Genomic DNA, 23,153 nt, shown 5'->3' on the forward strand with positions numbered 1-23,153 from the left:
CGCCAACACCTGATCTTTTTTAGGTTAATCATTCTTCTCTGCAGTATTTCAGATGTTGCGCTTTCGCGAAAGTGAGTTCATGAACAAAAAAGAATTATTCCATATTGCCGAATCCTATTTTGAACAGCAAGGCTGGCAAGCATTTCCTTTTCAAAAAAAAACTTGGGAGGCATTTCTTTCAGGTAAAAACGGTTTACTCAATGCCCCAACCGGAAGTGGTAAAACCTATGCGCTTTGGGTGGCAATCGTACTGCATTATATCAAACAACATCCCAATTTTAAAAAGCCGCCCAAAAAAGGGCTTAAAGCTATTTGGATTACTCCGCTGCGATCGCTTTCCCAAGAGATCGCGCAAACCTCAAAAAAATTTGTCGACGGCATCGGACTACCTTTTACGGTAGGGATACGATCTGGAGATACGACTACCAAAGAACGCGCAGCACAAAAGAAATCCATGCCGGACCTGTTGATCACGACTCCTGAAAGCCTGCATTTATTGATGGCATCAAAGGGTTATGAGAAGATTTTCCAAGATTGCGATGCCGTGATTGTTGATGAGTGGCACGAGCTTTTGGGAACTAAACGCGGCGTTCAAATGGAGTTGGGTCTTTCCCGTCTGGCTGGACTCAATCCAAATCTTCGTATTTGGGGCATCAGCGCTACCATAGGTAATCTTGAACAAGCCAGACAGGTATTATTGGGAGTGGATTCTGATCGCTTTCGCGAAAGCGTACTCATCAAGGCCAAATTGAAAAAAGAAATAGAGGTACGTTCGATTATTCCGCCCACCATGGATAAATTTCCTTGGCGTGGTCATCTGGGTTTACACTTACTGGAAGAAGTGGTCAGCATTATTCATAAGAGTAAATCCACTTTGATTTTTACCAATACCCGCTCACAGTGCGAACTCTGGTTCCAGGCGATTATGACCAAACATCCGGAACTGGCAGGTGCAGTAGCCATGCATCACGGATCCATTAATCGGGAAACCCGTATTTGGGTAGAAAATGCAATACGAAATGAAACGCTTCAGGCTTGTGTCTGTACCTCATCTTTGGATTTGGGGGTAGATTTTGCCCCAGTAGAAACAATTATTCAGGTAGGAGGACCAAAAGGCGTGGCTAGATTTCTGCAGCGTGCAGGTAGATCAGGGCATCGACCCCATGAGACTTCAGTTATTTATTTTTTACCTACACATGCCCTCGAACTGATAGAGGCCAGTGCTTTGCAAAAGGCCGTAGCAACCCAGGCTGTAGAAGATCGATTACCCTATATACTTTGCTATGATGTCCTCATTCAATATCTATGTACACTAGCTGTTTCTGGTGGTTTTTATCCCGACCATATCTACCCTGAGGTCATTAGTACTTTTTGCTACCAATCCCTCACTCCAGAAGAGTTTCAATGGTGCCTACATTGTATTACGACAGGTAGCGCCACACTAGAGAATTATGATGAATACAAAAAAGTAAGTGTGGATAGCGATGGTCGATACTATATAGATGATCGTCGTATAGCTATGCGGCATCGACTGCAAATGGGAACCATTGTCACAGGTACGGATATCACGGTTAAATATGTAACTGGCGGCTATATAGGGTCTATCGAAGAATATTTTATTTCCCAACTCTCCAGGGGGGATGTCTTTGTGTTTGCAGGACGGACGCTTGAATTTGTCAGACTCAAAGGAATGGTAGCCCAAGTGCGCAATTCCACCCGTAAAAAAGGTAAAGTGACTATGTGGATGGGTAGCAGGATGCCACTAACCTCCCAGCTGGGGGAGTTACTGCGGGAAGAAATGCAGTATTTTCAAACCGGTAAAAAGCGTAGTCCAGAAGTCAAGGCGCTGAAAGATATTATTACACGCCAACAGGTGGAAAGCATAGTTCCACAAAATCATCAGTTCCTGATTGAAACCTTTAAAACCAGAGAAGGTTATCACGCTGTATTTTATCCCTTTGAAGGGCGTATGGTTCACATGGCGATGTCGGGACTACTGGCCTATCGTATCAGTTTGCTACAACCCATCAGCTTTTCATTGGCCTTTAACGACTATGGGTTTGAATTGTTGAGTGATCAGGCCTTTGATATGCAGGAGATTCTGGATAATGACCTTTTTACCTCGCGTATGCTACAGCAGGATTTGGAAGCCAGCGTTAACGCTACCGAGTTGGCCCGAAGAAAATTTAGGGATATTGCCGTGATTGCCGGATTGGTTTTCACCGGTTACCCCAACAAAGCGGTCAAAACTAAGCACCTGCAAAGCAGCAGCCAACTCCTATTTGAAGTCTTTAAGGAAAACGAACCTGACAATCTGCTTTTGCGACAGGCCTATACTGAAACTTACGAGCAGGAGATCGAACAATACCGTCTTCGGGAAGCATTGGATCGGATCGAGCAACAAGAAATTATTTGGAAAGACTGTGAAAGGCCTACTCCCTTTTCGTTTCCCATTATTACAGACCGCTTACGCGAAAAGCTGAGTAGTGAAAAACTCTCAGATCGGATCAAACGCATGCAATTGCAGTGGGAATAAGGGGTTTTATCAATCAAAACAACCGATTATTGAGCTTTACCTCGAATTAAGCTGCCAAGATGTATTCCATCACCTTGTCTCGATGATTTAAAAAATCCAGATAAAACTGTGAGACTAGATGTGCTGATAGGATACGGCGGTTGTGGAACTGGTCGATAATAGCATATACAAGAAAAACAAAGTTCTTCGAGCATCAAACAACTCAACTAATCCGCTGAATAGGCAACTCAACACGGTGGCGGTTTCAGTCCCTGTAGTACACCTTGAATTCGGCTCCCATTCCATAATTATCGTGTCCTGAGCTTACGAGCTTACTGTTGGGATTGTAGGTAAGGTCAAACAATTGCCAGGTTTTGTTGTTGAAGAAGATACGTCTTACCCAGGTTTTTTTACCTTCTATTTCATCTGTAAAAGGCAATAGTGGCCTATAGGTAGTAGATACTTTTTCTACACCAGTCCTGGTTTTGATCTCTCGATATTTTTTAGCCTTGATTAACTTGCCATCTGGTTTAGTATAGCCCAAGACCTGAATGCTGGCAAACAGGCCTCCAACGGGTATATTGATTTTTAAGTCCTCGATGTTGAGTTCAAAAGTTTCTTCTGTCGTTTGATCAATGATAAAGGTTTTTGAGGGATAATAGGACTTCCTTGAAGGGCTTCCATCTGGATCAACATCGTAAAAGGATACCCTGAACATGGTGGAAAAGCGTCTTAACTTTCCTTTCTTGCTCACCTGACTTTCCTCCACCAGCACTGGTAGTTTGAGCTGGATAATTTGGCTAGGCTCACCTTCATACCGATCAAATCTAACGGCAATCTCACTCTCTACTGTGGGCAACCAGCAATCAAAATAATTCTCATGACCTTGTTCGTCAATTTCCTTGGTTTTAAATTTTCCAGTGAGCGCTGTGGTCAGAACGACGGTCTCCAGTTCATCTGCTTCCTGATTAAGTAGTACCGTATCCGACAGCTCGTTTACAGCTACACCTTTATCAGCATAGCCAATGCTAGAAAAGAAGAGGGAATCCACATCGGCATATAATTTTTTGGAAAACCTGAAACTGCCTTCATCATCGGCAAAGGTGCCTTTACCGTTCCCAAAGCTGATGGTGGCAAAAGCGATAGGCTCAAGGCTTTCGGCATCTTTGATCTGTACATCCTGCGCCCAGACGCCTTGCGCCAATAGACCGATTAGACTAATCCAAAATAAGTTTTTCATCCCAAGTTTTTAAATGGTCGACAATTAATTGCGTCGCTCCCGTATTACTATTGATCCAGTGCCCACAAATCATTCCTGTCTTTTCTCGCAACTGATCATCCTCCAGCAGACGCTTCAAACTCTGTTCCAAATCAGCCGCATCAACTACCGAAAACAATCCGCCCAGGTCTTCTAACTTGCCTGCTTCCGGAAATTTTTCATAATTCTTACCGATCAACACAGGCACTCCAAAAGTAGCGGCTTCAAGAATATTGTGTAGACCCTTGGTCCCCATACCACCGCCTACGTATGCGACATCTGCATAACTATAGGCTTTTGTGAGCAAGCCTATACTATCAATGACCAAGGTAGATGATGAACTATGATCTATGTTGATCCCAGTAGTAACCGCTGACCAGTAAATCGGTTCATAGCCTAATTGTTGTTGAAGGGCATCTATTTTTTTTGGCCCTACCTCATGCGGTGCTATCACCACTTTATATTGCCCAGTCTTTTCGTTTTGGCTGAGCCAATTCGTAAAAATTTCGATGTCTTCAGGCCAAGAACTACCGATGACGACGCACTTTTTTTGTTTGATAAACTCTTCCAAAAAAGGGAGGTTATTATTCCTTTCAATGAGTTGGCTAGCCCGGTCAAATCTAGTATCACCAGCCACACTCGCATTAGAGAATCCCAACGAATTTAATTCTTCAAGAGAAGAATGATTTTGCAGAAAGAAGTGATCAAAAGCCTCCAATGATTTGGTCATCCAGCGGCCATACCATCGGTGAAAAGCCATGTTCTGTCTAAAAATACCACTCACCAAAACGGTATGGCAATCGGTACGGCCAAGTGCTTGTAGATAATTGGGCCAAAACTCGTACTTCACCATAATAGCCAAACTGGGTTCTACAGTGGCTATAAACTTGTTCACATTGTCTACTGCATCCAGCGGAAGATAAGTCACCACATCGGCCAGTGGTGTATCCTTTTTGTTTTCGTAACCACTAGGTGAAAAAAAGGTCAATACCACTTGATACCTCTCGCGGTTAATGTGTTGTAACACAGGCACAACTTGCTCAAATTCACCCAGACTGGCCGCATGCACCCAAACTTTGGGCAAAGAGCTTTTCACCTTTTGGTCAAGGATATCCCAGGCGCGTTCACGGCCCTTGACCCCTTTATTCAACTTTTCACTAAACGCACCGACCACGGGAAGGCTCGCTTTCGCGAAAGCGGTAAAAATATCATACAACTTCTTCACTACAGGCAGTTTTTACCAAATGTAGTGTAAAATTTAGGTTTGGGTGATGCCAGCTTTAATACGTATTTTTACCTTAAGTCTGCCAAACTAGTTAAAAGCCGACAATAACAAAAAATCAATGCGAAAGATACAGATGGTTGACCTACAAGGTCAGTATGAAGGAATCAAGGAACAAGTGAATCAGGGACTGGAGGAAGTTATTGGTTCTGCAGCTTTTATCAACGGTCCAGAAGTACATGCCTTCCAAAAAGAAATGGAAGAATATCTGGAGGTAAAACATGTGATCCCTTGTGCCAACGGTACAGATGCGCTGCAAATTGCTATGATGGGATTGGGGCTTGAACCAGGTGACGAGGTCATCACAGCTGATTTTACTTTTGCCGCAACGGTTGAAGTAATTGCCTTGCTGCGTCTGACACCTGTATTAGTAGATGTGAATCATTATAATTTCAATATAGATATTGAAGCGATCAAAGCAGCCATCACCCCAAAAACCAAGGCGATTGTACCTGTACATTTATTTGGGCAGGCAGCCGCGATGGACGAAATTATGGAGCTGGCCGACAAACACAATCTATATGTGATTGAAGATAATGCACAGGGAATAGGTGCCAATTACCTACATTCCGACGGCAGAAAATCAAAAACAGGGACCATCGGTCATGTGGGAACAACCTCATTTTTTCCCTCCAAAAACCTGGGCTGCTATGGTGATGGAGGAGCCATTTTTACCAATGATGATGATCTTGCCCACACCATTAGGGGGATCGTGAACCACGGAATGTACGAGCGATATCACCATGATGTTGTTGGCGTGAATTCCAGACTAGATTCCATGCAGGCAGTAGTATTGAGAGCTAAATTGCCCCATCTGGATCAATATAACAACGATCGTAGGGACGCCGCTAGAAAATATACCGCAGCATTGGCCCACGAAGAAAGTATCATCACACCCCTGGTCTGTGATCAGTGTGATTGTCATGTTTTCCACCAGTACACTTTACTGATCAAAGATGTAGATCGGGATGGCCTGGTCAAACATCTGCAAGATAAAGGCATTCCCTGCGGAGTATATTATCCAATACCGTTACACCGGCAGAAGGCCTATCAGGATAAACGCTATAACGAAGCAGACTTTCCCGTGACAAATCAATTGGTAAAGGAATGTATTTCCCTTCCCATGCACACGGAACTGGATGATGAACAAATCAAATTCATTACAACTGCTGTACTCGACTATATATCCAACGCCAAATCTTAAGATTTTTTGATTACTCTTTCAGCCCATAAAACAAAATCAAAAAACCTTAAAATGTGAAACACACCACCATCCATACCTCCAAAAAGTTACAGGCACAGATCGAAAAATGGGTAAGTGGAGAAAAGGATATGCTTAGTACAGGTAAATTGGGGAAATGGAACGCTCAATTGTTCCATCTGCATCGTAAGAAATGCTGGTTAGTCTCCAATGCGTTTACCAAATACAATGTTATCCTTCCTGATGTAAAGGCTAGCGATATGGCAGATTTTTCCAGTATCTTCAAGGAAACTTTTTACGGTCAACTCGTATATGATGGCATTATCACAGATTACACCCAATTGGAAGCGTTGATTGGCCAATTGCATCTGATGCGAACGGATAATGACCGAACCACTTTGTCTTTTCAAAACCAGCGTTTGCAGGATATGGAATATTGGAAAAATGAATTTTTAAGTTTTGAGGATATGCCGATCAAAGACCTCAACCATCGGATGAATAAAAACTACATCAAATTGATTCCCAGCCACAAGTCATCAGACTACACTACTTCCATTGAGGAAATGGGAAAGCTACTCAGTAAAGCTTAACTCTGGCGTAATTCCTCACTAACGTCCGTTGTAATGCTCATCAATGGTGAGAACGTTGATGGTCCCAATTGATCTCCTGAGAAACGATTGATTAATGAAAACCCACGTATCTCGCTTGATTTGAAAAATATATAAAGCCGCCTCAAGAGATGAGACGGCATAGATAAAAAGTGAGTAGGCTTATATGGCTACAAATCAAATTTGATTCCCTGGGCCAAAGGAAGCTCCGTAGTATAATTGATGGTATTGGTTTGTCTTCTCATATAGACTTTCCAAGCGTCTGAACCAGATTCACGACCGCCTCCGGTGTCTTTTTCACCACCAAAAGCTCCGCCTATTTCAGCCCCACTGGTACCTATGTTGACATTGGCGATTCCGCAATCACTACCAGCATGAGAAAGGAAACGCTCTGCCTCCCTTAAATTATTGGTCATGATTGCACTAGACAATCCTTGATCCACGCCGTTTTGGATCTCAATGGCATTTTCTACATCTCCCTTATATTTTAATAGATATAATACAGGGGCAAAGGTTTCATGTTGTACGATAGCCATATCATTGCTGGCTTCAGCGATTGCTGGCTTTACGTAGCATCCACTCTCAAAGCCTTGGCCACTGAGAACACCTCCTTCGACCAATATGTTTCCGCCTTGATCGACCACATCTTTCAAGGCTTTTTGGTAGTTCTTTACCGCATCCTGATCAATGAGGGGACCTACGTGGTTATTTTCATCCAGGGGATTGCCAATTTTAAGTTGCTGATAGGCATCGACAATGGCATCTTTGACCTTGTCATACATTTTTTCATGAATGATAATTCTCCTTGTAGAGGTACAGCGCTGACCAGCGGTACCCACCGCACCAAATACAGCACCAATAACTGTCATCTTGATATCCGCGTCTGGGGTGACGATTATGGCATTATTACCGCCTAATTCCAATAATGATTTTCCTAAACGCTCGCCTACCGTGCTTGCAACTATTCTTCCCATTCGCGTGGAACCTGTTGCACTTACCATTGGAACACGTTTGTCTGTGGTCATCATCTCTCCCACTTTGTAATCACCATTGATCAGACATGAAATTCCCTCTGGCAAATTGTTCTTTTTAAGCACGCCTGCAATGATCTGCTGGCAAGCTACCCCACAAAGAGGGGTCTTCTCACTAGGTTTCCAGACACAAACATCACCGCATACCCAAGCCAAAGCCGTATTCCAGGCCCAAACGGCAACCGGGAAATTAAATGCACTAATGATACCTACAATTCCCAAGGGATGATATTGCTCATACATACGATGCCCGGGTCGCTCAGAATGCATAGTCAATCCATGAAGCTGTCGAGAAAGTCCGACGGCAAAGTCACAGATATCTATCATTTCCTGGACTTCTCCTAAACCTTCCTGGTAGGATTTTCCCATTTCATAAGATACCAGTTTTCCAAGTGGTTCTTTTAATCTTCTTAACTCTTCACCAAACTGTCGTACAACCTCGCCACGTTGTGGAGCTGGGATTACCCGCCATTCCATAAATGCCGCTTTCGCGGAAGCAATCACCTTTTCATAATCTTCTTGGGTAGTTGTGGTTACTTTGGCAATTGCAGCTCCATCGACCGGTGAGGACGACTTAATTTCAGGACCGCTACCAAAATGCTGGTTTCCAGTGGAAGTCCCATGATTAGTTTCTTGAAGACCGAGTTGTGCTAAAGCTTTATCGATCCCAAATTCCTTTGCAAGTGTTGACATGAATTGTTTTTATGTGTTAATCTAGCTTTTCTGCTAGTTTTTTAAATACTTTTTTGGGGTTCTTGTTGTCGTACAAAATGCTGTGCACAGCATTGAGAATGGGTGTTTTTGCCCCTTTTTCCTGATTAATTTGGAAGGCGCTCTTGGTGGCGTAATAACCTTCGGCAATCATGCTCATTTCCAATTGGGCGCTACGTACAGTATAGCCTTTACCCAACATATTTCCAAAGAGTCGGTTTCGAGAAAAACCTGAATATCCAGTCACCAACAGGTCACCCAAGTAAGCGCTATCATTAATGTTGCGCTTCATTTTATGCACTTTTTTGATGAAACGCTTCATCTCGCGGATGGCGTTACTCATCAAAACACTCTGGAAATTATCCCCATAACCTAATCCGTGGGCAATTCCGGCAGCGATGGCATAAATATTTTTTAATACGGCAGCATATTCAGTGCCGATAATATCATCGCTGATTTTACAATTGATGTATTCGCTACCCATACGTTCGGCCAGGAATTTGGCTTTTTCTTCATCGGCGCAGGCAATGGTAAGATAGGAAAGACGTTCCAAGGCTACCTCTTCGGCATGGCAGGGACCTGTGATGACACCGATGTTCTCAAATGGAATATCGTAATGTTCGTTGAAGTGCTCGCCAACGATCAGTCCAGTTTGGGGAACAATACCCTTGATGGCACTGAAAATGATTTTGTCCTTGAGTGGCACATGTAAGGCCTCCAACTCGTCGTACACAAAGGCGCTAGGGATCGCAAAAATACAGAGGTCTGCTGCAGCCACAGTCTCATTGATATCATTAGATAGTTGCAACTGACTATTCTTGAACTCGACCGAACTTAAATAATTGGGGTTGTGATCATTGCGCTTGATATGTTCCACAGCATAAACGCTGCGCATATACCAATAAACGGTATCCATGTTTTCACATAGCATTTTGACAATGGCTGTAGCCCAGCTTCCACCACCAATCACTGCAATTTTCTTGGTTTGATCCATGTATTTTTATTGGAATCCAAAGATACCCATTTTTAGACTTTTTGAGAAAAATAGGGCATTGACTGAGGATTATGATAATTTAAGAAGCGATTATCCAAAATTTCACAAGATCACTGGGTCTATTTATTCATCGTCCTCCCATTGGTTGATGTCGGGATACAGAAACTCATTATAGGGGAATCTGGATATATGAATCTCCCGGACACGGTCGTACACCAGGCTGCGGAAGTTGTCAATATTCTCTTTATTAATCGCCGAAATAAATACTACATCTTCACCTTGTCTGGCCATCCAGGTCTTGCGCCATTCCTCCAGGCTATAATGTGCCTCTGTGCGCTCCTGTTCCAAATCTGTCTCATCATAATCCTCAGCCTGGTATTGGTCAATTTTATTAAAAACCATGATGGTAGGCTTGTCTATCGCGTCTATTTCATCGAGGATTTTGTTGACGGAGGCAATATGATCTTCAAAACTCTCGTGAGAAATATCTACCACATGAAGCAGCAAATCAGACTCACGTACCTCATCCAAGGTAGATTTAAAAGATTCTACCAGTTGGGTGGGCAGCTTGCGAATAAATCCTACAGTGTCAGTGAGTAAAAAAGGCAAGTTACCTACCACTACTTTACGTACAGTAGTATCCAGGGTAGCAAAGAGTTTGTTTTCGGCAAAGACATCACTTTTGGAGATCAGATTCATCAATGTACTTTTACCTACATTGGTATATCCTACCAGAGCTACCCTTACCAGTTTGCCTCTATTGCCTCGTTGGGTGGCCATTTGCTTGTCAATGGTGGCCAACTTTTTCTTAAGCAAGGAGATGCGATCCCTTACGATACGCCTATCCGTCTCGATTTCTGTTTCACCTGGACCACGCATTCCAATACCCCCTTTTTGACGTTCGAGGTGCGTCCATAATCCCACCAATCTGGGCAGCAGGTATTCGTATTGCGCTAATTCTACCTGGGTACGTGCATAGCTGGTTTGGGCGCGTTGGGCAAAAATGTCGAGGATCAGGTAAGTCCTATCGATAATCTTGGCCTTGAGAATTTTCTCAATATTTTTTTGCTGAGCTGGGGACAACTCGTCATCAAAAATCACGGTACCGATATCGTGGGTTTCAACGTAAGCGGCGACCTCCTCCATTTTTCCAGATCCAATAAAGGTTTTGGGATTGGGTTTCTGTAATTTCTGAGAAAAGCGTTTTTTAACCGTAGCACCTGCGGTATAGGCCAAAAACTCCAACTCGTCCATATATTCTTCGAGTTTTTCTTCAGACTGTTGTTGGGTGACCACGCCGATCAGGATGGCTTGTTCGTATTCGTGATTTTCTAATTCTAACATAGATATGTATACGTCTTCCTTTGCTTTTTCACAAAGATAAAAGATTCAATGTAGGCACGGGCATTATTGGCAAGAGCTTGTGAAAGGCTGCTCCCACTAGTAACCACTGGTGAAAAAAGAATATATGTTATTCATTGGTCTGCTGACTACTTCTCAATCCTGATTGTGGTGGCACTGTATCTTCTACATGCTGCAAAATCCATTGCAGGCACTCGTCATAGTTGTCAAATACGTGTTCCTGACCCACCAAATCCGGAATGATATCAATATTTTCCAATCGATACCTGGGCTGTTCTTGAATGCCCACCAACAATGGTGAGATCTTTTTGCGGATTAACTCCTGTAATACATCCTCAAAGGTAAAAAGTCCTGACTGGTCCATAAAAGGTACCTTTTCCATACGAATCACAGCGTGTGTGGCATAGCTAGGTACGTCTCGGGACATGGATTGAAAATCACTGGTATATCCAAAAAACATTGGCCCGCTCAACTCTTTGATAAATACCTCTTCACGCAGCTTGATGGGAATTCTGGAATAATCTGCATCATCCAGATCCTCGATTTCGGCCAGTTTCTTGATGCCAGATTTTCTCGTGTTGACATCACCCATCTTTTTCATGAAGATAAGACTGGAGATCACCAAACCAATTCCTACGGCATATACTAAATCCCAGAAGACGGTAAGCAGCAGTACGATAAACATGACAACTACGTCACTTTTGGGAATGGATTTTAGGGCCTTAAGACCTTTATAATCCATTACACCAATACCTACAGTAATAAGAATCCCAGCCAGCACAGCACTAGGAATATTCTCTGCGAGACCTCCTAAGGCAATGACGATTACAAAAAGTAAAGTAGCAGCGATCATACCTGACAGACGTGTTTTCCCTCCAGAGTTAATATTCACTACCGTTCTGATTGTCGCACCAGCCCCAGGAATTCCACCAAATAATCCAGCCACACTATTACCAATTCCTTGTCCAACCAACTCCCGATTGGGATTGTGTCTTGTTTTGGTCATATTGTCGGCTACCACACTGGTCAGTAAAGAATCTATAGCCCCAAGGAAAGCCAGCGTCAGTGCAGTAAAGAAGTAAGGAGAAACGGCACCAAAATCAAAGCCTGTAAAGATTTCCAGATTGGGAACTGGCAATCCAGAAGGTATCTCTCCAATGGTACGTACCTCCCAACCTGCTAAATAAACAACTATTGAAACCCCCAACAGGGCAATCAAGGTGGAAGGAATACTGGTCGTAATGCGCTTGAATCCAAAAATCACAAATATGGTGACCAATGAGATGATCAAGGCCGTATAATCTATATGCTGTATGGCGGTAGGCAACGTCTTAAGTGTCCCCCAGACGCCACTAGCGTCTTTTTTGGCCAATGCTCTGGACTCAGTTTGCAATTGTTCAAGACTGATGTTTTCTCCCATCTTAGCAGCTTGCTGGAAGTCGGCTGAAGTCAGGGCTCTGGTGGCTCCTTGTTCTTCCAAATAATTATTCATGATGCGTTGTTCTGCAGCAGGACGAAATTCCTCTACGAAGGCATCATCTTCAGCAGGATAATAACCGAGAGCAGGTAAAATCTGGGTAACCAGAATGATCACTCCGATTCCAGTCATAAATCCAGAAACAACGGGATAAGGAATGTATTTGATATATCTACCTAGTTTGAGCGCACCCAAGATGATCTGCATCACCCCTGCCATGATAAAAACAGTGAGAATCGCAGGTATGGCATCTACTAAATTGCCGTCATAGGCTTGCATGATTCCTGCCACCACAACCATACTCACAGCGGTCATTGGAGCGGTAGGACCAGATATCTGTGTGTTGGTACCACCAAATAGGGAAGCAAAAAAACCAATGAAAATAGCACCATACAACCCAGCGACAGCTCCCATACCCGATTGAACACCAAAGGCCAAGGCAAGTGGCAATGCAACGATACCGGCTGTAAGTCCGCCGAAAAGATCTCCTTTTAAATGCTTAAATAATCCTGTTGTCATAGTCATTAGTTGATAGGTGTGTAGTGGTGATAGAAGACCAAAAAGCCTTTGCAATCACTAAACTACAAAGGCTTTACTTAAAATCTTAAGGTATTTAATATACTTTATGAATCTCACCGACGCCGCTGGAGCGGATGAATTTTTTCCATTTTAAAAAATTCGGAGTAACTGGTTGGATTACTAACTCTTCCTCGCTGTGAAATTATCATGATATCGATATTTCTCGCCTTGGCTTTTTGTCTGAAGTCATCTAAGATTTCAATGATATCATAATCCATATAGGTAGTTTTGGACACATCAAATTCCAACTCTGTTCCTTCAGGGAGTTCATCCAGTTCTCTTTTAATCGCTGCTTTATTAAAGAATGTAACCTCTTCAGCCAAGGTCATCCTAATTTTTGGCCCACCCTGATCAGGGTCTTCTTTGTGCAGAAAATGACTGTTTTTATAACTATAATACAACGTGATTATAATACCTATTGCCAATCCGACGCCGATTCCCCATAATAAGTCCTTAAAAACGATCACCACTACAGTTACCAAAAACGGAATAAACTGCTTTAACCCGGCTTTCCACATCGTTTTAAATGTGGCAGGCTTGGCCAATTTATAACCTACAAGTAGAAGCACAGAAGCCAATACCGACATAGGTATTAGATTAAGTATTGTTGGAATAAACAACACAGTGGACAACAGTAGGAAGCCGTGTACAATAGCACTGACCTTAGTTTTATTACCAGATTGTATATTGGCACTACTACGCACGATTACCTGCGTGATAGGAATCCCACCGACTAACCCAGAAAGAACATTCCCAGTTCCCTGAGCAAATAGCTCTCGATTGGTTGGCGTTACCCTTTTCTCTGGATCCAATTTGTCGGTTGCCTCTACACACAACAAGGTTTCCAGACTTGCGACCAGTGCAATGGTAAAGCCAGTTACCCAGACCGCTGAGTTGTTGATCGCACTAAAGTCTGGAAAACGAAACTGACCGATGAAATCATCCACACCTTCTGGAACAGGCACTTGAACCAAGTGAGAAGGCTCAATGGTGAGGGAGCTGCCTTTGGTCATCAAATAGTAAACAATTCCTAATACGACTGCGACGAGAGGTCCTTGAACCACCTTAAAGAATTTTCCTTTGTTCGCCAGCAATGTCGACCATAAGATAAGAATAGCTAAACCTATCATGGCTATGATTGTGCTACCCCAACTCATATTGGCTGGAATTCCAGTAATATCGGCAATGATATTACTGTCTGCACCGAAGAGCACAAAATTTCCTTCAGGATCCTTATCGATACCAAAGAAATGCGGAATTTGTTTTAAAATAATGATGATCCCAATTCCTGTTAGCATTCCCTTGATTACAGAAGAAGGAAAATAATAGGCAATCACCCCAGCCCTCAATACACCGAAGAACAATTGGATAATTCCGCCCAGTACTACAGCAAGAAGGAATTTGTCGTATCCTAAACTGGCAATAGCTGCCAATACGATAGCCGCTAATCCCGCAGCTGGCCCACTTACTCCGACTTGAGAACCACTGATCGCACCTACTATAATACCACCGATGATACCAGCAATCAATCCGGCAAATGGAGGTGCATCACTGGCAACGGCAATCCCTAAACACAAAGGGAGGGCTACAAAAAAAACGACAATACTTGCAGGTATGTCTTTGGCTAAATGTTTAAACATAGTCTAGGGTTTAATAAAATTGACTTGGCATTGTAAGATTGCCAATTTCTGGGGATAATTTAAATGTGTAATAAATAAAAGCAGTACGGTTTTATTAGATGCCATACCTGGGTGGCGGTGTGTCCCTTTTAGACAATAGTAATGAAGAGGAGTCCAGATAATGTTTGAAGGGTTGAAATAGCTGAGTAGAAAAATAGCTGTGCTCCCGATGTAGATCATTTACCACCAGGATTTGTTGCTCCTCATACTGATCGTCTACCTCTTGTTCTTCTCCATCCAGTAAGTTAACCCATTCCACCGCATCATTTTCAGCTGCAGCATAAGCGAAATACTGTTCCATGGCCGTCGACAATACCATCGCGACAAGAATAACGGCAGCAAATAAGGAGTTGGTCATATCTTTTGACTAAAAAATAAGAAGCCGTAGCCTTTCAAATATAGTCAAGCTTTTAACATTATGAACTAAACTCAGAGTTTTTTGATAGCTTCCTGCGGAATCCAGGCTTTATTCCCATTAGCAAGGGATATTCTTACCCATTGCTCAAACTCTTCCAGCAATTCTACTTTGGTCCCTTCATGTAAGACAAAACTTGCCGTCGCTTGAGGTTTTGGTTCTTCTCTGGAAACCACCTCTTCTTGAAAGACAATGGCAAACTCTTGATCATCAATATTGGACTTAGCATAAAAAGCCATGCTGATCAAAAATACAGTCGTCAATACGCCTAAAATCGTCAGTACAAAAAAGAGTCTTTTTTTTGCCACTGTGCCAGCATAGAGGTATAAGATAAACATCAGTATGGTCACCAACACTAATACAATACTGAAATAGGCCCACTCATCTACGCTCAGGCTATACACGAGGTCATCCCAACCGCTTTGCAAGACATCTTCAGGCGCGGTCTGGATAGCATCCATTTTCATCTGGTTGGCATATCTCAGATTGTTTTGAATATCCTGATCATTGGGAGCAAGGGCAAGGGCCTTTTCAAAGTAATAGATGGAAGGACCTACCTGATTGGTTTTATAATAAGCATTTCCCAAATTGAAGTATACTTCTGGGCTATGCTGACCCATGCTCAAAACCTGCTCATAGGCAGCAATGGCCAACTCATAGTTCTCCCCAGCATAAGCTTTGTTCGCTTTCGCGAAAGCGGATCCGGGATCCTGACCAAAAACAGGAAGAGCAAACATTCCTATCATCACTATCTGCAACAACTTCTTCATCATTTCTTGATCTGTTTGTCAATACTATTCAACACCTGTCCGGCTTTATCATAATCTTCTTTCATGCTAGCCTCAGAAGATGGCGTGTACCTTGCAAATTCGCAGCTCGCCAAAAGGGCTACAAATTCCGCCCTCACCTCTGCATTGGCGCCTCTTTCTTCCAAAAGCTGATCTACTCGTTCTTTGGACATCTCGGCTGTTTGTATATTCAATTTGGACTTTAGGTAATTGTGCAATGATTTTTCCAATGAAATATAAAACTGCTCGTGGTCACCTAAGTTCTTTTTGGCAGCACTCAAGTATTTTTTGCTTAGTTTGTTGGCCCTGCGGAGACGATTTCCCACCACATCGGCCTGACGCTTTTCTCGTTGTCCCCTCAGGATTAACACCAAAGGCAGCAGCAACAAAGAGCCTCCAATCACAGACCAGTAAGTAGTGGAATTAAAGAAATAACTGCGATTCACGGGCTCCAGATTCGTTTTGGTTTTGATAAATGCAAAAGGCTCGGTAGCACTGATCTGATTTTTATTGGCAGGGGTAGAAGCTGTGGCGGTGGCTGCATTTACTGGTGCGTCTCCCTCTACCATCAGCATCATCTCTCCGCTGTTTTTTGTAATGTATTTTTCCTTTTCCGGATCAAAATAGGAAAACTCAACGGGTGGTATGACATATTTACCACCAAATTGAGGTACGATGGTGTATTGATCTGCAATATTACCGCGCATCCCGTTGATCGTGGTGCTGACTTTATTCACTCTTTCAGGTTCGTAGATCTCTAAGCTTTGCGGGACCGAAAGCTTAGGCAATTCCATCAATTTAAGGTTACCGGATCCAGAGACTTGAACCTTGGCAGTAAGGCTTTCTCCTGCATCCAGTTGTACACGATCTGCGGACACCTCAAAATCAAAATCACCCACCGCTCCAGTAAAGCTAGGTGGTCTTCCCGCCAAAGGTAAATCCTTCACATTAATGCTGCGTTTATCTGCACTTACAATTTTGGTTTCGGTAATCATATAAGGTTTACCAAAAGGGTCTCGAAGATTCGTTGGGACTTCTACGTTAACTCTCAAGGTCATGGGCTCGATTTCTAGCGTACCGGTCTTCTGAGGATACAATATGGCCTCCCTCCAAACAAAATAGCGATACGGCTCACCCTGATAGAATCCATTGCGCATCTGAGGGTTACGGTTATCAATATTCTGGGACCAAAAATCTCTATATTTAGGCGTGTCCAATTCAATTGGCAGGCTTATATCTAAATCATAATCGACGTATATTTTATACACTACACGTATGGCTTCATTGAGGTAAGGATTGCTGTTGGATATTTCTGCTACCAGATGTATGCCATCATCGGCAGTAATGCTCTGGTCATCTGGATCTTTAGGCTGGGAGACTGCGCCGGTAACATTAATTTCCTGCGGAATGGTCTTGTATTCATTACCTTGAAAAGTCATGACGGCCTGAGCAATTTTTAGTTTCCCAGTTTTGATGGGTTGTAGAATATAAGTATAGGATTTTGTCATGCTGCCTTTGCCGTTGATCCAACTTTGTGTAAAAGACTGGCTGGGTCCTGACACCTTTTGAAAGCCTACAAAATCAGGTGGGGTAAAATTATCACCATCCACGTTCATTTTAAATTCGATACGCAGTCGTTCATTCACGGCAATCCTGTCCCTACTCACATTGGCCGTAAATTCGACTTGGGACTGCAACAATCCAGTCCAAAAAATTACCAAGATGTAGGTTAAATGTTTCATCACCAATCTTTTTCTGATTTTTTACCAGCTCCCTGAGCCTTTTTAGCATTGATTTTATCCCTAATTTTTTGTTCTTCGTTGTTCAAGGCTTCAAGGATCTGTTTGATCTGCTGGGGAGTCATTTTACCTTCCACACGCTTTGGCGCTTTTTGTTGGTTTTGCTTGGGATCCCCTTCTCCGTCTTCACCTTCGGTATTTTTCCCTTCTTGATCCTGTTCGCCTTCTCCATCTCCCTTCTGGTCTTGTCCTTCCTTTTCATTTTCCTTCCCGTCATTGTCACCATCAGATTTTTCATCTTGGTCACCTTCCTTATAGTCCTGATCCTTGCCTTCTCCCTGGTCTTTTTCATTTTGGTCATCGCCACCACCGCCGCCACCGCCGCCTTGCTTTTCTTCCTCCTGTTTGGCGAGGGCAAGATTATAACGGGTTTCGTCATCAGTAGGGTCGTTTCTCAATGCGTTTTTATAGGCCTCAACAGCTTCTTTATATTGTTTATTTTCCAAAAACGAGTTGCCCAGATTATGGAAGATTTTATGTTTTTCCTTTTTACTCGTAGCGTTTTCTGCCGCTTTTTTGTAGTTCTCTACAGCGTTAAACTTCTTTTCATTTTCATAGTACAGATTGCCGAGGTTATAGGCGGCCTCGGCACTGTTTTCCTTGAGTGCCAGGGCTTTCTTATAATTGGCTTCCGCCTGATTAAACTCACCATCGGCAGCTTGTTCCTGCGCTTGTTGAACACTGCGCTCATATACCTGAAGTAGTGGTTGGGCATCACCTTGCGCTTTCGCGAAAGCGATACTACCCAACAATAGGATCCAACATATCGTATTTTCAAAAAAATTAGTCATTGAACAAGTTTAATTTTTTAACCCAAGCCGTCTTCCTTTCCAGATAAAACAGGTCGATAAACAAGAAAAATAATCCAAAGGCGAGAAACCATTGGAATTGGGACTCAAAATCAGCATATTGCTGGGACTCAAAAGCCACTTTGTCTATGTGGTCCAATTCTTCTTTCAGTTCATCAATCACATTTGCAGTAATCGTACCATCTATATAAACACCATTACCAGCCTCGGCGATTTCTGTCAAAGTTTCAGTATTCAGCTTGGTGATGACGGTTTTCCCTTGGTTATCCTTTTTAAATTCGCGTACGACCCCTCCTCTTTTGATAGGGATGGTTCCTCCTTTTTGAGTTCCCACACCGATGGTAATGATTCGTATTCCTTTTTCAGCGGCGGCCTCGGCGACTGCAGCTACTTCTCCTTCATGATCTTCTCCATCACTGATGATCACCAAAACTTTGGGTACCTCGGTATCATCGGCATAATAGCTTTCGACCAATTGGATGGCTTCATTAATGGCGGTCCCTTGGCTCGAAATCAATTCAGTGTTCAATGACTGCAAAAACATTTTTGCACTTCCGTAATCGGTAGTTATCGGAAGTTGAGGAACCGCACTTCCAGCGTAAGCAATCAACCCAATACGATCGCTCGCCAGGTTATTAATAATCTGCGTGACCAGTTGCTGGGATTTTCCCAATCGGTTAGGTGCGATGTCTTCGGCCAACATGGATTTAGATACATCCACCGCAAATACGATATCTACACCTTTCCTTTCAACAATCTCCAACTTTTTTCCAGCTTTTAAGTTGACCAAAGCCAACACTAAAAATAGAATCCCAAAACACAAGGTGACCAATTTAAGGATGGGCTTGAACAAAGAGCGATCAGGAATCAAGTGATCCAACAAATGTTTTTGGGCATATTTTGTCTGTGCGCTGTACCTCCAAAAGGTTAATCCTAAAAATAAAAGGATTACTAGAGGTATTAGGCACAACAGCCAGAAATATATTTTTTCTTCCAGTATATACACTGTCTATTAATTTTCTATTATTTCATCACCCATCGGTGGTAACATTCATTTTTACAGATCAAGCCACTGTGCGGAACAAACTGTACCTCAATAAAACTTCTATTAAGACCAAGCCTAATGCAAGCAGTACCAAATCTCTATACTTTTCTTCTAAGTTATAAAATTCTAGTTGCTCAATCTCGGTTTTTTCTAATTGGTCAACTTCGTCATAGATCTGTTCAAGTTTCTCATTATTAGTAGCCCTAAAGTATTTACCTCCCGTGTCAGCCGCGATCTGCTTCAATAATTCTTCATCGATTTTTACCGGCATCATTCTAAACCTAAAATTCCCATCAGGACCGATCGCGTAGGGCGACTTGGCTTTCCCGTTGGTCCCCAGACCTATCGTATAAACCTTGATGTCAAACTCCATGGCCAGTTCGCTGGCAATTTTAGGGTCAATAAATCCGCTATTATTCACACCATCGGTCATCAGAATGATTACCTTGCTCTGGGCTTCACTATCTTTTAGACGATTCACGGCAGTGGCTAATCCCATCCCGATAGCGGTTCCATTCTCAAGTACGCCGTCAAATTTGATATCTCTTATCGCATTGAGTGCAATACTTTTATCGGTAGTGATCGGTGTTTTAGTATAACTTTCTCCGGCATAAACTACCACTCCTATTCGATCATTAGGCCTGCCTTGAATAAATTCTGCAGCTACTTCTTTGGTAGCTGTAAGTCGATTGGGTCTTAAGTCTTTCGCGAGCATACTTGCACTGACGTCTATCGCTAGAACTATATCCACACCGTTGATGGTTTTGGTACGCCTGGTAACATCTGAGGTTTGGGGCCTTGCCAAGGCCAGAATTATTAACGCCAATGCCAGCAACCTCAGTACAAGTAACACGGGTCTGAATCGGGCAAGCCAAGAGGATCCCGTTTGAAACCCCTTCAAGCTGGAGACGTGTACCGCAGCTTGTTGCTTTTTTCTGGTCCAGATATAATAAACGACTGCCAGTGGCAACAGCAGAAATAACCAAAACATTTCTGGCTGCAGAAAACTTATATTGTCAAATCCGTCCATCATTGCTGATTTTTCTGTTGGGGTTGTATATCCTTGATCTTGATGGAATTTTTGATTTGCTCCAGCGTCAAACGACCGTACTCCCTGTCTGGGTCTTCTTCTTCAACAGTTTTGACTACGATAGTCACCTGTTGCAAACCACCCCCCTCTGAAAACAAAAGGATGCTATAATCATAGGTATCTCCTTCTACTTCCATATTTCCAGCCAGTTCGATCCCTTTGTGCCCGTTGATTTCTACAGGTTCATCTAGCATTAGGATATTAGTAGCTCCCTCATTTTCAAAGAATTGGATCATCGGATCTGTAAAAGCTTTGCCGTCCAATTCTTCATCAGGAAGTTGTTGACGGAAATACATGGTAGTGAGATGTACAGAATACGGGTCACCCAGATCCCCTTGTTTGAAGTTATCGAATTCAGCAACCAATATTTTGAAGTTATCTGGAACCCAAATACTGTCATTCCTGACCAAAACGTCTGGCGTACTCAGGCTGATTTCGGGCACGCCATAAGTCGTAGTGAGCCAATCTGCATCATAAGCTTCTCTCAATTCGTTGCCCAATACCTGATCAGACACCTCATCGTAACCTTCAATGTAGACCCAAACACTCAGGCCTATTCCGATCAGAACCAATAGACTGGCTAGTCCCAGGACAATCTTTTCGGAGCGTTTTTTCAGTTCTTGCTTGCGCCTGTAACGTGCATCCTGCATCAATTCTTCTTCAGTAGGCGGTGGCAGTACTTGATGAATATTATCAATGATATTATTGGTATGGGTACGGTCTTCTTTGGCACTGATGGCATCTCCACTTGCGCTGGCAAACTTTATCAAATCGGCTTTGCGTAATATTTCTTCCAATCTGGATTGTGTACCATCTGTGATATGCATCCCCTTTTCATCCATTGCCACTTTGAGTTCGCGTATCAATTGACCCGTGGTACTTTCCAGGGTATGTCCATAAACTTTGGAGTCGATATATCTCCTGAGGATATAGGTCAACTCGGTATAATAGTCCTTCCACTGCCTGTTCTCCAGCAATGCAGATTCGTCTAGTTTTTGGAGTCTGTATTTGGCCCATTCATAAGGCTGTAAGGTTTCTTCAAAGGTGAGTTTTTCACGCTTTCGCGAAAGCGCCCACACTACCAAACCTATTGATGTCAACAGCAATAACCACCACAACCAAGCGTAAGTGGGTCGGGTTCTATCTTCGATTTCCAGGGATGGTTTGATCGGGAACATTTTCTGTTTGGTAGTATCTACCTCTACCTCTCGTACACTGATCAACACCGAATCAGAAAATAACTGCTGGTCATTCTTGAGTAGTTTCAATCTGGGCAGCCAATAGTCTCCAGAGTCCCATTGTGTCACGCCGTATTGCTTAAACAATCTGATCTTGTCATCAATTTTCAGACTGTCCACCGGGTAACTTTCAATCACCTCCAAGGCACCCATAGTGGGCTGTTCTGGAAAGACAACAAAATCTTCGTGTGCGACCTCTACGCTCAGACCCAGTTTCACTTCCTCCCCTATTTTGATCAAATCCCGATCCACCTCAGTCTTAATGCTGGGTGTCTGGTTTTGGGCCCAAGCCAAGGCAACAAATAAAAATACAGGTATGTAGAAATATGATTTAATCATCTGGCTTTAAAATATCCTAGTAATTTTTTAGTATAACTTTCTTTGGTTTCCAGGTCTATCGCACCTGCATCAGCTTTTCTGAAGGCATTGTGGAAATAGTCTGCACTTTCTTTATGGTAAGTGGCATAATCGTTCCGCAATTTGTTAGAATTGGTATTGATCATTTGCACTTGACCTGTCTCTTGATCCTTGAATTGGACCAGTCCCATTTTGGGCATGACGGTCTCTCGTTCATCGTACACCCTTATGCCAGTGACATCGTGTTTGCGACCGGTGATCTGGAGGGTTTTTTCATAATCAGCTGCCATAAAATCTGACATCACAAAGACGATTGCTTTTTTCTTGAGTACGCCCGCCAAAAACTGCAGTGCTCCCGCTACATCAGTTTTTTTATTGTGAGGTTCATATTCCAATAATTCTCGGATTATACGGAGGATATGAAACTTCCCTTTTTTGGGAGGTATGTACAATTCTACCTGGTCAGAAAACAGCAGTAAGCCAACTTTGTCATTGTTCTGCATAGCACTGAAGGCCAGGGTAGCGCACAATTCTGTAATGATTTCTTTTTTGATCTGCTCTTGGGTACCAAATAAGGTAGATCCACTGATATCTGCTACCAACATCAGGGTCAACTCACGTTCTTCTTCAAATACCTTGATGAATGGCTCGTTGTACCTGGCCGTTACGTTCCAGTCAATATTACGCACATCATCCCCAAATTGGTATTGACGCACCTCGCTGAAAGTCATCCCTCGCCCCTTAAATGCACTGTGGTATTCTCCACCAAAAACCGCATCGCTCAATCGGCGAGTCTTTATCTCGATCTTTCGTACTTTTTTAAGTAGCTCCTGTGTATTCATGAATGCCTAAACTGCAACTGTTTTTAGTAAAATCGGTATTGGTTGGATAGGATTGACGATCATTGGAATTGGT

At 42.9% G+C, this 23,153-nt stretch carries 18 protein-coding genes; 3 read left to right on the forward strand and 15 right to left on the reverse strand.

The genetic code is table 11. The features are described from left to right. Positions 1-79: 79 nt before the first annotated feature. Positions 80-2,536: a ligase-associated DNA damage response DEXH box helicase gene (locus tag EGM47_RS00920; RefSeq protein ID WP_124978890.1), complete on the forward strand. Its 2,457-nt coding sequence runs from the start codon at positions 80-82 to the stop codon at positions 2,534-2,536. Between the two features lie 244 nt (positions 2,537-2,780). On the opposite strand, the gene EGM47_RS00925 is transcribed toward EGM47_RS00920, so the two are convergent. Together EGM47_RS00925 and EGM47_RS00930 are read right to left on the reverse strand one after the other, a co-directional pair. Beyond that, positions 2,781-3,755 carry a peptidase associated/transthyretin-like domain-containing protein gene (locus EGM47_RS00925; protein ID WP_124978891.1) on the reverse strand — a complete coding sequence of 325 codons (975 nt, stop codon included), beginning with the start codon at positions 3,753-3,755 and terminating at the stop codon, positions 2,781-2,783. Continuing rightward, on the reverse strand, positions 3,733-4,998 hold the full coding sequence (locus EGM47_RS00930; RefSeq protein WP_124978892.1) for a 3-deoxy-D-manno-octulosonic acid transferase: 1,266 nt from the start codon (positions 4,996-4,998) through the stop codon (positions 3,733-3,735). Before EGM47_RS00930 ends, EGM47_RS00925 begins: the two co-directional genes overlap by 23 nt. A 118-nt stretch (positions 4,999-5,116) precedes the next feature. Between EGM47_RS00930 and EGM47_RS00935 the strand changes: the two genes are divergently transcribed. Together EGM47_RS00935 and EGM47_RS00940 are read left to right on the forward strand one after the other, a co-directional pair. Next, a complete protein-coding gene (locus EGM47_RS00935) occupies positions 5,117-6,259 on the forward strand; it encodes a DegT/DnrJ/EryC1/StrS family aminotransferase (RefSeq protein WP_164510799.1) in 1,143 nt (380 codons plus the stop codon). Positions 6,260-6,312: 53 nt separating this feature from the next. Then, entirely contained in the window at positions 6,313-6,846 is a 534-nt protein-coding gene (locus EGM47_RS00940; protein ID WP_124978893.1) for a DUF6933 domain-containing protein, read from the forward strand. Positions 6,847-7,034: 188 nt separating this feature from the next. Here the strand turns inward: EGM47_RS00940 and amaB are convergent, their stop codons facing one another. The 13 genes from amaB to EGM47_RS01005 all read right to left on the reverse strand — a co-directional run bounded on the left by amaB (position 7,035) and on the right by EGM47_RS01005 (position 23,080). Further along, positions 7,035-8,588 carry an L-piperidine-6-carboxylate dehydrogenase gene (gene amaB, locus EGM47_RS00945; RefSeq protein WP_124978894.1) on the reverse strand — a complete coding sequence of 518 codons (1,554 nt, stop codon included), beginning with the start codon at positions 8,586-8,588 and terminating at the stop codon, positions 7,035-7,037. Between the two features lie 16 nt (positions 8,589-8,604). Beyond that, positions 8,605-9,600 carry an NAD(P)H-dependent glycerol-3-phosphate dehydrogenase gene (locus EGM47_RS00950; RefSeq protein ID WP_124978895.1) on the reverse strand — a complete coding sequence of 332 codons (996 nt, stop codon included), beginning with the start codon at positions 9,598-9,600 and terminating at the stop codon, positions 8,605-8,607. A gap of 123 nt (positions 9,601-9,723) precedes the next feature. Beyond that, positions 9,724-10,944 (reverse strand): GTPase HflX, encoded by a 1,221-nt coding sequence (hflX, locus tag EGM47_RS00955; RefSeq protein ID WP_124978896.1) that lies wholly within the window; start codon positions 10,942-10,944, stop codon positions 9,724-9,726. Between the two features lie 127 nt (positions 10,945-11,071). Then, positions 11,072-12,958, reverse strand: a complete 1,887-nt coding sequence (locus tag EGM47_RS00960) for a SulP family inorganic anion transporter (RefSeq protein WP_124978897.1) — start codon at positions 12,956-12,958, stop codon at positions 11,072-11,074. Between the two features lie 113 nt (positions 12,959-13,071). After that, on the reverse strand, positions 13,072-14,658 hold the full coding sequence (locus EGM47_RS00965) for a SulP family inorganic anion transporter (RefSeq protein ID WP_124978898.1): 1,587 nt from the start codon (positions 14,656-14,658) through the stop codon (positions 13,072-13,074). 94 nt (positions 14,659-14,752) lie between these two features. Further along, a complete protein-coding gene (locus EGM47_RS00970) occupies positions 14,753-15,055 on the reverse strand; it encodes a hypothetical protein (protein ID WP_124978899.1) in 303 nt (100 codons plus the stop codon). Between the two features lie 71 nt (positions 15,056-15,126). After that, a complete protein-coding gene (locus EGM47_RS00975) occupies positions 15,127-15,885 on the reverse strand; it encodes a tetratricopeptide repeat protein (protein ID WP_240642045.1) in 759 nt (252 codons plus the stop codon). Then, entirely contained in the window at positions 15,882-17,642 is a 1,761-nt protein-coding gene (locus EGM47_RS00980) for a BatD family protein (protein ID WP_124978901.1), read from the reverse strand. The genes EGM47_RS00975 and EGM47_RS00980 overlap by 4 nt, the downstream gene beginning before the upstream one ends. After that, a complete protein-coding gene (locus EGM47_RS00985) occupies positions 17,642-18,490 on the reverse strand; it encodes a tetratricopeptide repeat protein (RefSeq protein WP_124978902.1) in 849 nt (282 codons plus the stop codon). The genes EGM47_RS00980 and EGM47_RS00985 overlap by 1 nt, the downstream gene beginning before the upstream one ends. After that, positions 18,483-19,514, reverse strand: a complete 1,032-nt coding sequence (locus tag EGM47_RS00990) for a VWA domain-containing protein (RefSeq protein ID WP_124978903.1) — start codon at positions 19,512-19,514, stop codon at positions 18,483-18,485. Before EGM47_RS00990 ends, EGM47_RS00985 begins: the two co-directional genes overlap by 8 nt. A gap of 58 nt (positions 19,515-19,572) precedes the next feature. Further along, on the reverse strand, positions 19,573-20,586 hold the full coding sequence (locus EGM47_RS00995; protein ID WP_124978904.1) for a vWA domain-containing protein: 1,014 nt from the start codon (positions 20,584-20,586) through the stop codon (positions 19,573-19,575). Then, positions 20,583-22,220, reverse strand: coding sequence for a hypothetical protein (locus EGM47_RS01000; protein ID WP_124978905.1), 1,638 nt, complete (start codon positions 22,218-22,220; stop codon positions 20,583-20,585). Before EGM47_RS01000 ends, EGM47_RS00995 begins: the two co-directional genes overlap by 4 nt. Continuing rightward, positions 22,217-23,080, reverse strand: coding sequence for a DUF58 domain-containing protein (locus EGM47_RS01005; protein WP_124978906.1), 864 nt, complete (start codon positions 23,078-23,080; stop codon positions 22,217-22,219). Before EGM47_RS01005 ends, EGM47_RS01000 begins: the two co-directional genes overlap by 4 nt. Between the last annotated feature and the right edge of the window lie 73 nt (positions 23,081-23,153).

This window comes from Nonlabens xiamenensis (assembly GCF_003865345.1).
In the GTDB taxonomy this organism is placed as follows: Bacteria; Bacteroidota; Bacteroidia; order Flavobacteriales; family Flavobacteriaceae; genus Nonlabens; species Nonlabens xiamenensis.